Genomic DNA, 14,529 nt, shown 5'->3' on the forward strand with positions numbered 1-14,529 from the left:
TCATAATAGCACTCAGTACTGTATATTGCAAGGTAGTGATTTTAAAATAGTTCCGGATCACGAATCGGCCTTGAATGAAGGCCAAGTGATGAGTGCTGCCTTATCGATTTCTCATAAGAACAGCATACGCAAAACCCGGGTCTGATGCCTCCGTCTGAAGACGGAGGACCACCCGGGTCTGTAAACTGAATCTTTTCTGTTTATTCTGCAGCTTCAAGCACTTTAAGATCTTTGACGGCAGGTCCTTCAATCACTTTTCCTGCAAAGTCGAAGCGGGAACCGTGGCAAGGGCAGTCCCACGAGCGTTCTCCTTCATTCCATTCCACTTCGCAACCCAGATGCGTGCAGGTTGTATCGACCAAAAATAGTTTGCCGCTGGTGTCCTTGTAAGCACCGGCTCGTTTGCCGTTATGACGAACAACGGCACCTTCGTCATTGCCGATCTCGCTGACGTCCTTGTGAACGATGCCTACTTTTCCGGAGATCAACTCTTTCGCTACATTCGCGTTTTCGATAATAAAGTTTTTTACACCAGGATCTGTCTTGAATCTGGCTGGATCGAAGACAGCGGCATGGGGGTTGTCACGACCGGTGATACGATCTGCCAGGATGTGTCCGGCCATCGTTCCAGTGGTCATGCCCCATTTGGCGAACCCGGTAGCGACATAAACTCGTTCATGCCTTCCGGTAATCGGTCCTATATAAGGCACTTTATCAATGGATATCAGATCCTGGGCAGACCAGCGGAATGGAATGCTGCGGATGCCGTACGTTTCTTCTGCGAAGCGCTCGAGGCGTTCATAATGACCATAGGTGCAGATTCCTTGTCCGGTCTTATGGTTCTCCCCGCCGAAAAGGATGAGTTCCTTTCCTTCATGGAGCACCTTACGTAGGGAACGGGCTGGCTCATCATCCGAGAGGTACATGCCGCCGACATAGGGCTTTTGAGGTTCTACTGCAACCGCATAAGAACGCTCGGCGTGCAACCTTGTGAAATAAAAACCGGGGTCATACACCGGAAAGTGGGAGGCTACAACAACATGTTCTGCAGTCACGGATGGACCGTTACCATAAGTCCGCACATGAAGTGAAGCATCTTCCTCCACGTCGGTGACCGTTGTATGCTCATAGATCTGCACTCCCTGTTTGACGGCAGAATCAAGCAAATGGTGTAAATAGGCGAGAGGGTCAAAGCGAGCTTGACCAGGCATCTTAATCCCTGCTCTCGATGGAACTTGAATCGGAAGCGGATCGACCCACTGACCTGGAATGTTCAGCTTGCCGTAAGCGGTGAGCTCAATCTCCAGCTTTTTCAGATTATCTTCGGATTGAATGTACACATAGGCATCTTCTTCTGCCCACTGGCAATCGATCTGTTTCTCTTTTACGAGATTGCGCATCCAGTTGGCAGCTTCAGCATTGCCTTCATAATACATGCGTGCCTGTTCTTGTCCGAAGTGGTGAAGCAGTTCATCGAAAATGACCCCATGCTGCGCAGAAACCTTGGCTGTTGTATGTCCGGTTGTACCATCCAATACTTTCCCGGCTTCCAGCACCACAACACGCATCCCGGTTTGGGCAAGCAGATAGGCTGTTGTGATGCCTGCAATCCCTGCACCAATAATGGCTACATCTGCACTGATATCTTCAGTAAGCTTCGGGTAGGCATCAAATTCATGAGTGGCCCTCCAGATGGATTCCGGTATGGGGGGCAGGCCCGTAGGGGGCTGTTGATTGTTGCTCATTCAATTGTCCTCCTTGATCTTTCTTCAGGTCAAAACTGAAATGGTTCGTATCCCACGTAAGCGCGAAGGGGATGTACTCCTATCCATGATTGCCACACTGCGTCAGAATAAAACGAGGTAGCAGAGACTTTACTAATCATTGTTCACATTTTCCTGAAGAGGCCCCCTATTTTTTTTGTCAGACATGCATTATGATAAGATTATCGAAACCGTTTTAGTAAATGTGAAAAGGTAACGTGTGCAGATGTATAAACGCTGATTTAACAATGTTTTTATCTATATAAAACGAGTCGAAGATTTATCGGAGTGCACAGTGTTCATTACATTTTATGTATTCGCTATCATTAGCCAATAAACGATCTGAAGTGCAAAGGAGATTTCAACCCATGACTAATCAAACCAAATATCCATTTCAGGATACAACGCTCGAACTGGACGCAAGGGTTAAAGACTTGGTATCCCGTCTGACAGAAGATGAAAAGATCGAATCCATGCTGCAATACCAGCCAGCGGTAGAACGCCTAGGTATTGCTGCTTATAAACACGGAACGGAAGCCGCTCATGGCCTGGCATGGCTTGGCGAAGCTACATCCTTCCCGCAGCCTGTTGGACTTGCTTGCACATGGGATGCGGAACTTATGAAGGAAATCGGTTCTGTCATTGGGGACGAGGCGCGCGTGTTCTACAAACGCAATCCGGCTGTGAATGGTCTCACCCTGTGGGCACCTACAGTTGATATGGAACGTGACCCGCGTTGGGGCCGCAATGAAGAGGCTTATGGCGAAGATCCCGAACTGACTGCCGAACTTACCACAGCACTGGTTAAGGGCATTCAGGGAGATCATCCGAAATATTACAAGGCTGTTGCAACGCTCAAGCACTTCCTTGCCAACAATAATGAAGTGGATCGCGGAAGCGGCTCATCGAGCATTGATCCACGCAACATGCGTGAATATTATCTGAAGGCATTCGAGAAGCCGTTCAAAGAAGGCGGTGCGCAGTCGATGATGACCGCGTATAACTCCATTAACGGTACGCCGGCGCTGCTTCATCCTTTTGTGAACGAAATTGTCAAAGGCGAGTGGGGTATGGATGGTTTCATCGTCAGCGATGCAGGTGATGTGATGGGGATCAAGAACGATCATAAGTACTATGATTCTCATACACCGGGCACGGTGGAGTCCGTAAAAGCGGGAATCGACAGCATTACCGATGATGCGGATCTGTCCAAGCAAGCACTGCGCGAAGGCCTTGAACAAGGAACGCTAACAATGGAAGATATCGACCAGGCATTGTTCAATACCTTCCGTGTACGTTTCCGTCTGGGGGAGTTCGATCCGGCTGAAGGCAATCCGTATGCGTCCATTGGCGAAGAAGCAATGATGACAGAGAAGGCGAAGGCCCTGTCGCTAAGAGCAGCAAGAGAACAGGTTGTATTGCTCAAAAACGATAAAGGCACCCTGCCGCTGGATAAAACAAAATCAGGCAAAGTGGCTGTCATTGGTCAGCTGGGCGGCACCGTTTACCGTGACTGGTACGCTGGTACCATGCCTTACAGCGTATCTCCGCTTGAGGCGATCAGCGGCAAGGTAGGCAGCGATAAGGTTGCATTCAAGGATGGAAACGACCGGATTACATTGACTTCGGTAGCGAATGGAAAAGCAATCGGACTGGCTGAAGGTGAGAAGTCACCACTCATTGCATCGGGAGAAGCAGAGACGTTCACGCTGACGGATTGGGGCTTCGGCAGTCTGACTCTGCAGGCAGAAAGCAATGGCAAATATGTGACCACGGATGAAGAAACGGTAACGGCTTCAGCAGATGAAGTGTACGGCTGGTTCGTGAAGGAAGTATTCCACTTGCTTCCGCAGGAAGATGGTAGTGTTGGTCTGACAACATGGAATGGCAAAACGGTTACCGCGCCAAATGGCGGAAACGACGCATTTGCCGTGTCGGAAGAGCTGAAGTCTTTTGGTGCGACCGAGACGTTTAAGAAGGACATCGTTGTGAACGGGTTGGATGAAGCTGTAGCAGTAGCGAAAGAAGCAGAAACGGCCATTGTATTTGTCGGGAACAATCCGCTTGTGAACGGGAAGGAAGAGATTGACCGTCCAAGCCTGGACCTGGCTGAATCCCAACAACGTCTGGTTGAGGCTGTCTATGCGGCCAATCCGAACACCATTGTGGTTATTGTGGGCAGTTACCCGTTCACATCCAATTGGGTTCAAGAGAACATCCCGGCTGTATTGTACACTTCCCATGCAGGCCAGGAACTGGGTACGGCTATCGCCAACGTGCTCTACGGAGATTACGCACCAGCAGGTCGTCTGAACATGACGTGGGTGCAATCCGCAGATCAATTAACGGATATCAAGGACTATGACATCATCCAATCCGGACGTACGTATCAGTATTTTGAAGGCAACGTACTGTATCCATTCGGACATGGATTAACGTACGCTGCGTTCAAATACAGCAACCTGGAGTTGAATCCTGACCAAGCGGGAACAGAAGGAACGGTCAAAGTAACCGTCGACGTAACCAACACCGGAACCATTGCCAGTGATGAAGTGGTACAGTTGTATGTACGCGCCGGCAAATCCCGGGTGAAACGTCCACTCAAAACGTTAAAAGGATTCCGTCGTCTCCATGTTGAAGCTGGCGCAACCGTAAAAGTGAGTTTCAACTTGCCAGTACAGGAACTGGCCATCTGGGATGTCACCCGTGATCGTTATGTGGTTGAAGCAGGAACGTATTCGATCATGGTCGGCAAATCGTCATCCGATATTCAGCTTGTTGCTGATCTGACGGTCGATGGTGAAACGATCCCTGCCCGTAATTTGAGCGTGGTGACCCGTGCTGAGAATTATGATGCTTACTTTGGTGTGGATCTAGATGAGAGCAAAGAAGGTGGAACTTCTGTCCGCGTAACGGGTGAACAAGGATGGATTGCTTTCAAAGACGCCGATCTGGGTGATCATGCCGTAGTCATTGAAGCACGTGTATCGTCAGAACAGTCTGGTGCAGCACTTGAAGTTCGTCTGGACGCAGCAGATGGAACACTGGCAGGACGTGTCGATATTGCCCAAAGTGGTGCACAGCAATGGTCTACGGTGAAAGCCGATCTTCAAGGTGCAGCAGGCGAGCGAGACATCTATCTTGTATTGTCTGCAGGTGTACGCATAAGTCATTTTGAGATTCGCTAACTAAACGGATAGAATGAGCTTACCGCATATTGAATAATTGAATAGAAGAAAGCCTCCGGATCAGATTCGGGGGCTTTTCGACTTGAGTATTGATATGTATATTATTTGCCGTCAAACGTAATCAGTTTGTTCACGAATTGTTTCAGTTGCTGGCTGGTTTCATTCAGCTGTTCAATGGTACTCATGAAATTGTTGACGAGTTCCGCCTGTTCCTGCGAGCTGGCGGTAATCTCTCCAAGCTCATTTTCCATCATTTGAATGGATTGCCGGACAGAGAGGAGGGATTCTTCAATTTGAGTGGTGGCTTGCTTGGTATCTACAGACAGTTTGCGGATTTCCTTTGCAACGACGCCGAATCCTGCTCCTGCATCGCCTACACGGGCAGCCTCAATGGCTGCGTTTAACCCGAGCAGGTTGGTTTGTTCGGAAATTTCCCGAATGAAGCTTGCAACCTGAGTTACGTTTCCTGATTTCTGTACAGCTTGTTTGGAGTTATTCCGAATTTCCTCGGTCGTGGCGCTCAGCTCCTCGGAATGTGCAGCCACATGCTGCACGCTATCAATAAGCTGATTGGTCAGATGCTCTGTCGCTTCCATGAGCTGCTGTAACTGAGCCTGGTCGTCCATGCTGTAGAGCAGATTGAATATGGCAATGACCTCACCCTGATCGTTTTTGATCGGCAGATACGATACATCAAATGGAACACCGAATAATTCTTTGGGGTAATGATCGAATTGTTTCTCCGTAGTGCCTTTCAGATCGGCAAAATTACGATTGGGTTCAAGCAAAGGATCTCCCGCTTTGAATTCCAATTGCTTTAAGGACTCTCCTGCAGAAAAGTACAGGAACTTCTCTCGATCAATGATGGAAAGGGTTACATCCTGGCGTATGGTATCGCGGAAAAATGGCATGCATGTAATGAGTGCTTGAATAATATCCATAATTGGGTAAATGCCTCCTAAAATGTTTAATATAGAAAAGTACCAAAGTTTATTTTAGTAACCACCTATATAGTATATCGACATGCAAGAAAGAAGTGAGTAGTGAAAACCAAAAAAATCTCACCGAAAATACACGCAATTCATCCTCTGCGTATTTTCAATGAGAATATTGATTGGGATCATGCTATAACGGTTCAAGGCTCACTATAACAATTTGTTGGTCTCTTAACGTTGCCTGCACATCCACCAAGCGCTGATTACGGCTTCCCCGAAAAGGTAAGGACACATCCCGTTCAGAAGCCACGTAGGGACCATCTACAATGACATCACACAGCCGAGCCAGTTCAGCCCGTATCGGATCTGCAACAAGCTCTTCATAGGTAAATCCCGTATAGGCCCACACTGTCCGGTCAGGGCATGCATCGCGGAAACGGCGAACCCAAGGGAGGCATTCCTCTGCTGAGAAAAACGGATCACCTCCGCATAATGTAATCCCATCCAGCAGGGGATGGGCAGTTACCTCCTGCAAAATCTGCTGCTGCCGCTCTGCGGTGATCTGTTCCCCTGCCCGAAAGCTCCATGATTCCGGACTGAAGCATCCTGGGCAGGCATGACGGCAACCGCTGATGAAGATGACAGCTCGCAGACCAGGTCCTTCATTTACAGACTCGGGAATATAACCGTACAGATTCACTTGTGTTTCACCCGATCCCGCACTTCTGCCTGTTTCGCGGAATTGAAGCGCACCTTGTAGTCGCCGGTAAGATAACCGGTGACCCGGCGCAATCGCTGAAAGTGCACGTGGTCCTCGTGTGCCTCACACCCAGGACATACATCACCAATGACACCTTCATATCCGCATGCCGGACAGCGGTCAATCGGGTGATTAATGGAGAAATACCCAATATCCTGTGCGAGTGCATATTGAACAATCCGCTGGAAGGCAATGGTATTGGCCCGTACATTTCCATCCAATTCAACATAGGATATGGCTCCGGCATTACATAGCGTATGGAAGGGAGCCTCTAGTTCAATTTTACGGTAAGCTGGCAGGGTGTAATAGACCGGAATGTGAAATGAATTGGTGTAATATTCCCGGTCATTAACCCCAACAATGAGGCCATATCGCTCGCGGTCAATCTTGGTGAACTTGCCGGATAACCCTTCGGCAGGCGTGGCGAACAGCGTAACATTCAGGTTATGCCGTTCACTCATGTGATCACAGAATTCACGCATGGTGCGGATAACGTTCAACGCCTCACGGTGGATATGAGGGTCCTGTCCATGGTGCCGGCCATACAGAGCGGTCATGCATTCGGCAAGCCCGATAAAACCAATGGACAAGGTGCCATGCTTCAACAGTTCGGCTACCGGTTCATCTGGTGCGAGCTGCTCACCGCCTTCCCACACGCCTTCCCGCATCATGAAGTCAGATGCCTTGGCAGGCTGTGCTGTTTGGATACGATAGCGGTGCAGCAGTCCGGAAGCAGCGCGTTCCATCACCTCTTCGAGAGCGTTATAGAACCCCGTACGGTCGGCGACAGCCCGTGCACCCTGACAGATGCCATAGCGAATGCCGAGTTTGACCAGATTGATGGTATTGAACGAAAGGTTGCCTTTACCGCTCTGCCGATTTCGTCCGAAGCGGTCTGCCAGCGTACGTGTACGGCATCCCATGGTGGCGATGATGGTATCCGGATCTTCAGGACGATAATAAGGCAGGTTGAATGATGCATCCACGTTGACAAAATTCGGATACATGCGCCGGGAAGAGCAAGTCACGGCTAGACGGAACAAGTCGTAATTGGGTTCCCCTTGAGTCTGGTTAATTCCTTGCTTGCACTGAAAGATATGCTGTGGAAACACAGGGGTCTCCCCGCCGCCAAGACCGCGAATGGTTGCTTCCAGCAGGGAACGGGATACAAGCCTGCCTTCGGCTGATGTGCATAGTCCATAGTTCAGCGAGGTAAAAGGGATCTGTCCACCTGCCCGGCTGCTCATGGTGTTCAGGTTGTGAATCAGGGATTCGGCAGCCTGTCCGGTCTCCAGTTCTGTTTCCTCACAGGCAAAAGCAAAAGCACGCGGGCATGCTTCTCGTGCCACTGGACTATCCAGGTGCAGATGCTCGTCGTCAATCTGTGTGTGCTCTCCAAGCAAACGCTGTCCTTTGCGATAATGCTTGCGGAAGGAGCGCTGTACATAAGGAGCCAGATCCCAGTCGATTTTGTTGGCCGATACCCCGCCGTACTGACTGTTTTGCTGTGATTGAAATATGATGGCGACGAGCGCCATTGCCGACATGATGGTCTGCGGGGTACGCACGGAGCCGTTACCCGTATTGAAGCCGGATGCTAACAGTCGGTCAAAAGGAATAAAGATGCAGTTGGTTGTTCCAAGTGCATACTGATCGAGATCATGCACATATAGGTCTCCATTCTCCACAGATGCAGCAAGCTCTTCCGGCAGCATATGACGAAGAGCATGCCACTTGGCCGTCTCCGAGCCGAGCCTGCTCATCTTGCCGCTGAACGAATCGCCATTGAGGTTAGCGTTCTCCCTCAGTGTGTCCGCGTCTTCTGCGCCAATAATTCGTCTTCCCAGGTCGGATAATAGATCGGATGCCGGTGGAGTGGCATACTCAAGCAGGTTCATGTGAGATTCCTCCCAAATATTGATTTTTATTATCGGTTATTTCAACTAAATACTATATGTAGATTCGCATTATCCATTTATAAACTATATGTGGATTTTTGGGTGTGATCATTCTCACATAGTTACCTTCTACCAGAAGGAGCTGCATCGGAAGGAGTGGATAAAGGTTTTCAAAGTGAACCGGGAAGAGTATAATTCCTATTTATGCTGTACTAGGTAAGTGCGGTTTTCATATACTATGATTCTCTTGGACTTCTATGGTGGTAAACATATATGTACATGTTGTGACAGTTAACTTGAGAAATTTGACCCTCATATACAGGACAGATTCATTTTGAAATAGAGATGTAGAAATACAGCTAAGATTTGAGGGGTGGATCATGGGAACGGCAGGGATTACTAGAGGCTTCTATGAAAATGTACAGGAAGCAGCGTCCCACATCGTGGACGTGTTAAGCGGGATATTGGAGGTCAATACGATCTTTGTTGCCACCAATGATGGGACGACCAATGTCATTTTGGAAGCTTTTAACCGAAACGAGGAACTGGTTATCAGTGGCAACGAACTTCCATTGGATTCTTCCTACTGCAGTCTGGTACTGCGAAATACAAAAGAAAACCTGATCATAACGGATACTGCAGCACATCCGCTGACTTGCTCAATGGATGTAACCAAGGCGCTCGGTAACCGTTTTTTTGTGGGCATACCCATTATGCGGCGTTCGGGTGAAACCTTTGGGACGATTTGTTTAATGGACAAGCCGGACTATGTCATTAGTGAAACAGATATGAAGACGTTGAACGCCATGGCTGTATTTCTTGGATATGTCGTTGACTTGGAGAATACTCTGCTCATCCAGAAACAAAAGCTGAATGATACGGAGCAGCTGAAACAGCAACTGCAGATGGAGAAGGAGCGTGCAGAATCGGAAGCGATGACGAAGGCGCAGATGATTGCGCTAATGAGTCATGAGATTCGCAACCCGCTCAATGGCATTCTTGGTTTAACCGATCTGATGCGTACACCGGATATGCCTGAAGAGCATGTGGAATATGTGGACATGATCGAGACCAGTGGCAACATCCTCCTGTCTTTGCTGAATAATATAATGAACTTTAATATTAATGAAACAGGTAGAACGGTAGTTCATGATGATCCCTTTGATCTGGTTTCTACTATTGAGAGCACCGTGTATCTGCATGCCGGGCTGGCAATGGAGAAAGGAATCGAGCTGGGTCTGAACCTTGAAATGAACATCTCTCAGGTGTTCGTGGGAGATGAGGTCAAAATCGGTCAGCTGCTCGCAAATGTGCTGAAATATGCCATTGATTCCACGCGTACAGGTTCTGTGCTCGTTACGGCAGTCGTAGATGGTCAGAATGTGGATGAGGCGGGTACGTTGCTGCTTCATATCAAATATACAGGTCGGATGCTGACATCGGACAAAAAACTGCAGGCGTTTAATACACTGGACGGAAATGTCAGCATTCAAAAGCTTGTGGGTACCAACCTCAGTTTGGCCGTCAGCCAAAATCTCGCCATTCTCATGCATGGCTGTATTGAGGTGAGCAGCCTGGGTGAAGAGGAGACGGAATTTCAGATCAGGCTGCCCCTGATGAAGCACTGGGAACTTCCGCAGCTTACAGGCATTCAAGAGCGATTGAAAGGTAAAACGGTACTGCTGGTCAAAGCTCCTGATATTCTGCAGGGGGTATCTTCCCTCATGGGCAGGTGGCAGATGGATGTGAACATGACATCAGACACGAGCCAGGCAAAACAATGGATGGAAGATGGATTTGAGCCTGAAATTGCGGTTATTGACATGGGGTTAGAGCCAGACAAGGCCATGAAGTTTATTCATGAATTAAAGGGAATGGCAAAACAACTGCCCATTATCATCCTGATCCCCTACGGAATGCATATGGATCCTCAGGAGGCAGGGAACGTTGATGCTGTCTTAACCAGGCCGGTTAGACAGTTGGACTTGCTGAACGCACTGAGCGCGACATTGCACCGGGCATAATAAAATATAAGCAGCGTACCTAATCAGGTACGCTTTTTTTTATTGTATATGGAAAGAGCGCGCCTCAAATCCGATCTGTTTATTTATCCGTTTTCTTTTGTTAAATCCCTTTTCATCCACGCTGGTTACGTTACAATAGAAAAGTAAGAACCCTACTAATTAATCTAGAGGAGGATGTGCATTCAATGGAATACCGCAGATTGGGTGGAAGCGGACTGAAAGTAAGCGAGATCAGCTTGGGCAGCTGGCTGACGTACGGAGGATATGTGGAGCGTGAAAATGCGGTGAAGTCGATTGAAACCGCATTCGATGAAGGTATCAACTTTTTTGATACAGCAAACGTATACGAGCGCGGCGCGGCGGAAGAGCTGCTTGGGCAGACTTTGAAGGCATATTCCCGTGATTCCTATGTTCTTGCAACCAAAGTGTTCGGTAAAATGGGCGACGGTCCGAATGACCAGGGCTTATCCCGCAAACATATTAAGGAGCAATGTGATGCCAGTTTGAAACGCTTAGGCGTGGAATATGTGGACATCTACTATTGCCATCGTTATCATACGGAAACACCGATCGAAGAAACGCTGCGGGCACTGGATGACCTGGTTCGGCAGGGAAAAGTGCTGTACGTAGGCGTAAGCCAATGGACTGCTGCTCAGATGGAGGCAGCGCTCGGTACTGCTGACCGTCTGCTGCTCGATCATATCGTGGTCAATCAGCCGGTCTATAACATGTTCGACCGTTATATTGAGAAGGAGATTATTCCACTTGGTGAGCGCAAGGGTATCGGACAAGTGGTCTATTCTCCACTTGCACAAGGCTTGTTAACCGGCAAGTACACTTCAGCTTCAGATCTTCCGGAGAACTCCCGTGCGGCGAAGCTCGGCTGGGATGAAGGCAAGATCAATGCAGACAAAATCGGAAAAGTGCGTCAGCTGATTGAAGTAGCGGACAAGCTGGATCTGAAGGTTGGGCAGCTGGCACTTGCATGGATTTTGCGTCAAAACAATGTGTCCAGTGCACTTGTAGGGGCAAGCCGTCCGGAGCAGGTGAAGGAGAATGTTGCTGCTTCAGGTGTGAAACTGGATTCAGCCATTATTGAAGAGATCGAGCAGATCTTGTCTTAGTGGTTAGCAGCCTTTCAAGGCGTAATTATGCAAACTAAATCGTAAAAAAGGATGCCCCGCAGCCAGAATAGGCTTAACTGCGGGACATCCTTTTTGGGTTTTAAGCTAGAACAAACGATTGCCAATAAGCACCTTGGATCGCTTCGGAATGGCGCAGACCCGATTTCTCCCGGTATTTTTCGCTTCATATAATGCGCGGTCTGCCTGCTCGAAGAAGTCAGCGTCATCCTGCTCGTCGCAATGATCCGGAAAGACGGCTACACCGATCGAAATGGTCAGGCGAATGGTTGTGCCGTCCGGCAGAGCGAAGAGATACTTTTCAACAGACTGGCGAATGGATTCTGCAATGGCCAGGGCTTGATGATTACCGCAGTCCAGCAGCAGGATTGCAAATTCCTCGCCTCCGTTTCGTGAGACCATGTCGGCTGATCGCGAATGTTCGATGAGTAATTGCCCCAGCTGTTTCAGAACAGCGTCTCCAGCACTGTGACCGTACGTATCATTCACTTTTTTGAAACGGTCGATGTCAATGACGAGCAGGGAAAGCTTCTGTCTGTTTTCCCGGGCACGCTCCAGCTGCAGTTCCAGAGATTTCTCAAACTGACGGCGATTGCTGAGATTGGTGAGGTGGTCTGTGGATGCTCTGCGTTCCAGAAGGAATAACATCTCATTCGATTTATTAATAAATTCGGCGATAAAATAAATAAAGATCCCACCGACAAAAGATATCGTCATTTGTAAAGGATATACTTTCATTAATGAATTCATGCTGTTGGAGTTTAAGAACAGGATTACGAATATTAGTGTAATCCCCAGCAGGTTCATCGTTATGATTTTGGTTAATCTCGACCAGGAAGCATAGGCAAAGTATACACCGGATAAACCGATTAGTGTCATGACGAAACCGGCATCAATCGCTGGAGACGACAGACCAAATATGGCAATGCGCAGGATGGATATGACAAGTCCAGAGATGACTGATGCCAGACCTCCTAGATACACTGCGGCTGTAACAATCGCAAGATGGCGAAGATCCACAATGATATCTTCATTGAGAGGGAAGGAATAGTTCATCAGCACAGTACCATAGATACCAAACAGGAAGCCGCCGATCACCTGCACACGTAATGAGGGGAAAGGGATACGAATATTATAGTATTTGGCAATAATTCCGGATATGTACATGAATGTAATCATGACACAAATATTTATAAAGAACGTGCTTAACAATGAACAGCCCTCCTTTGACGCACATTACTATATTTTATCTGAAAAAGAGCACAGTAGCGAACCATATTATAGCAAATGTGCAATTCGATTGCTGGAAATGGTCTATTATTAATATAAGTTTTCTGGTAATGAACTCGTATTGACTTCATTATACATTAAGATTTATACTTAATCTAAATCAAAATTTCTTATAATGTTTCTGGGAATCATAGCGATCGATGGATTGCTGTGTCATTGTATATATTCTGGAATGGATTAATAAAGGAGAATTGCCGTGAAAACTCTAAATCTGACGATACAAAGACAGGCCGTATATGATGTAGTACGCCACTCGGAAGACCATCCGACTGCTGCAGACGTGATGAACCGTCTGGTCGAACAAGGCTATAATCTCGCCTATGGCACCGTATATAATTCGCTGCGTTATTTAACGGACAAGGAATTGATCCGGGAGCTTAAGCTGGGTGAGACCGCCAGCCGATATGACGCCCGCATGGATGACCACCAGCATATTATGTGTGAAGTCTGTGGCAAAGTGGATGAGGTTATGACAGAGGTCCCTTCAGCATGGATGCAGCAGGTGGCCGAGGAAACCGGATATGCAATTGATCATGCTCATGTGGTCTTTGGAGGTGTCTGCGGGGAATGCAAAAACAAACGGATCAAGTAAAAATCAGGATGTCTGATCGTCGTTTGCCGCTGCGGGTTAAGCCGGCTCTTGCTGATCCGGCCCCCTTTGTGGAAGCTTGTCCTGTTACACGGCGTGTCATTTTGATCAGTCCAATGCCAGGCCAGGTTCATGAACTGGTCAAAGCATTGACGGACAGCTGCTTCGATGTATTGGTGTTTCATCGCTGGGAACCGGATCTTCATGAACGGCTGGTATTTGATCTGTTGATCTATGATCTGTCTGTGGCTGGAACGATTGACGCGTTCGCTGGCATCAGCAGCCGTTTGAACCGGGAGGCAGAGCATATGGCACCTTGCCTATATCTGGTGGGCGAGAATATGATAGGGAGCGCAAGCGGACCCATGCTTCAGGAAGAGCTGCTGGTGTGGCCAGCCCGTCCGCAGGAAGCACTGTACCGGGTACAGCGCATGATTGGCAATAGTCCGGTTACGCCCAAGCGCGGCTTCTTGCCCGAGGAAGGACAACGGATCAGCTTCAAAGACTTGTGGCTGGACCGGGAGCGGATGAGTGTTCAGCGGGACAATGAGCGGATTCACCTGACGAAGACGGAATACGATCTGCTGCTGAAGCTGATTGATGCCAAAGGAGCTGTCATTTCCCGGGAGGAGATGCTCAGCGATATTTGGGAGACTGATTTTACGGGTGGAAGCAATGTAGTCGATGTTCATATCAAAAGCTTGCGCAAAAAGCTTGGAGATAACGCAGCTTCCCCGCAATATATTGTTACAGTAAGAGGAGTGGGCTACCGCCTGGCGGATTAGTCCGCTTTTTTTTATTTCCAGTTATTTATGGCATATGTAGATGTTCATCCTTCATTCATGAAACGATCAGGAAACTCATGATAACCTCATGCGAAGCTCATGCAGACACTCTATGGGACATGTTAGAATCATTTTAACAGTTAGATCAAGTCTAA

11 protein-coding genes are annotated in these 14,529 nt (G+C 48.2%); 6 read left to right on the top strand and 5 right to left on the bottom strand.

Annotated features, from left to right (window positions below):
- Positions 1-200: 200 nt before the first annotated feature.
- Positions 201-1,745 (bottom strand): FAD-dependent oxidoreductase, encoded by a 1,545-nt coding sequence (locus tag AC3WQ3_RS01865; RefSeq protein WP_492471291.1) that lies wholly within the window; start codon positions 1,743-1,745, stop codon positions 201-203.
- On the opposite strand from AC3WQ3_RS01865, the gene AC3WQ3_RS01870 reads away from it, so the two are divergent.
- Complete coding sequence (locus AC3WQ3_RS01870; protein ID WP_336782265.1) at positions 1,735-1,866, top strand: hypothetical protein; 132 nt, start codon at positions 1,735-1,737, stop codon at positions 1,864-1,866. The genes AC3WQ3_RS01865 and AC3WQ3_RS01870 overlap by 11 nt on opposite strands.
- Before the next feature lie 265 nt (positions 1,867-2,131).
- Positions 2,132-4,951: a glycoside hydrolase family 3 C-terminal domain-containing protein gene (locus AC3WQ3_RS01875; RefSeq protein WP_492471292.1), complete on the top strand. Its 2,820-nt coding sequence runs from the start codon at positions 2,132-2,134 to the stop codon at positions 4,949-4,951.
- Between the two features lie 101 nt (positions 4,952-5,052).
- Here the strand turns inward: AC3WQ3_RS01875 and AC3WQ3_RS01880 are convergent, their stop codons facing one another.
- The 3 genes from AC3WQ3_RS01880 to AC3WQ3_RS01890 all read right to left on the bottom strand — a co-directional run bounded on the left by AC3WQ3_RS01880 (position 5,053) and on the right by AC3WQ3_RS01890 (position 8,544).
- A complete protein-coding gene (locus AC3WQ3_RS01880; RefSeq protein WP_492471293.1) occupies positions 5,053-5,892 on the bottom strand; it encodes a methyl-accepting chemotaxis protein in 840 nt (279 codons plus the stop codon).
- A gap of 184 nt (positions 5,893-6,076) precedes the next feature.
- Positions 6,077-6,586 (bottom strand): anaerobic ribonucleoside-triphosphate reductase activating protein, encoded by a 510-nt coding sequence (nrdG, locus tag AC3WQ3_RS01885; protein WP_492471294.1) that lies wholly within the window; start codon positions 6,584-6,586, stop codon positions 6,077-6,079.
- Positions 6,583-8,544 (bottom strand): anaerobic ribonucleoside triphosphate reductase, encoded by a 1,962-nt coding sequence (locus AC3WQ3_RS01890; protein ID WP_492471295.1) that lies wholly within the window; start codon positions 8,542-8,544, stop codon positions 6,583-6,585. The genes nrdG and AC3WQ3_RS01890 overlap by 4 nt, the downstream gene beginning before the upstream one ends.
- A 380-nt stretch (positions 8,545-8,924) precedes the next feature.
- On the opposite strand from AC3WQ3_RS01890, the gene AC3WQ3_RS01895 reads away from it, so the two are divergent.
- Positions 8,925-10,568: a GAF domain-containing sensor histidine kinase gene (locus AC3WQ3_RS01895; protein ID WP_492471296.1), complete on the top strand. Its 1,644-nt coding sequence runs from the start codon at positions 8,925-8,927 to the stop codon at positions 10,566-10,568.
- Between the two features lie 185 nt (positions 10,569-10,753).
- Positions 10,754-11,692 carry an aldo/keto reductase family protein gene (locus AC3WQ3_RS01900; RefSeq protein WP_492471297.1) on the top strand — a complete coding sequence of 313 codons (939 nt, stop codon included), beginning with the start codon at positions 10,754-10,756 and terminating at the stop codon, positions 11,690-11,692.
- A gap of 105 nt (positions 11,693-11,797) precedes the next feature.
- Here AC3WQ3_RS01900 and AC3WQ3_RS01905 read toward each other — a convergent pair whose 3' ends face one another.
- Positions 11,798-12,922, bottom strand: a complete 1,125-nt coding sequence (locus AC3WQ3_RS01905) for a GGDEF domain-containing protein (RefSeq protein WP_492471298.1) — start codon at positions 12,920-12,922, stop codon at positions 11,798-11,800.
- A gap of 274 nt (positions 12,923-13,196) precedes the next feature.
- Between AC3WQ3_RS01905 and AC3WQ3_RS01910 the strand changes: the two genes are divergently transcribed.
- Together AC3WQ3_RS01910 and AC3WQ3_RS01915 are read left to right on the top strand one after the other, a co-directional pair.
- Entirely contained in the window at positions 13,197-13,592 is a 396-nt protein-coding gene (locus tag AC3WQ3_RS01910; protein ID WP_127537336.1) for a Fur family transcriptional regulator, read from the top strand.
- Positions 13,568-14,374, top strand: coding sequence for a winged helix-turn-helix domain-containing protein (locus tag AC3WQ3_RS01915; protein WP_095291041.1), 807 nt, complete (start codon positions 13,568-13,570; stop codon positions 14,372-14,374). Before AC3WQ3_RS01910 ends, AC3WQ3_RS01915 begins: the two co-directional genes overlap by 25 nt.
- Positions 14,375-14,529 lie beyond the last annotated feature (155 nt).

It is taken from the genome of Paenibacillus sp. FW104-T2, from assembly GCF_058789975.1.

Coding starts and splice junctions, on each gene's coding strand:
- AC3WQ3_RS01865 (WP_492471291.1), bottom strand. CDS start 1,745: ATGAGCAACAATCAACAGCCCCCTACGGGCCTGCCCCCCATACCGGAA.
- AC3WQ3_RS01875 (WP_492471292.1), top strand. CDS start 2,132: ATGACTAATCAAACCAAATATCCATTTCAGGATACAACGCTCGAACTG.
- AC3WQ3_RS01880 (WP_492471293.1), bottom strand. CDS start 5,892: ATGGATATTATTCAAGCACTCATTACATGCATGCCATTTTTCCGCGAT.
- AC3WQ3_RS01890 (WP_492471295.1), bottom strand. CDS start 8,544: ATGAACCTGCTTGAGTATGCCACTCCACCGGCATCCGATCTATTATCC.
- AC3WQ3_RS01895 (WP_492471296.1), top strand. CDS start 8,925: ATGGGAACGGCAGGGATTACTAGAGGCTTCTATGAAAATGTACAGGAA.
- AC3WQ3_RS01900 (WP_492471297.1), top strand. CDS start 10,754: ATGGAATACCGCAGATTGGGTGGAAGCGGACTGAAAGTAAGCGAGATC.
- AC3WQ3_RS01915 (WP_095291041.1), top strand. CDS start 13,568: ATGCAAAAACAAACGGATCAAGTAAAAATCAGGATGTCTGATCGTCGT.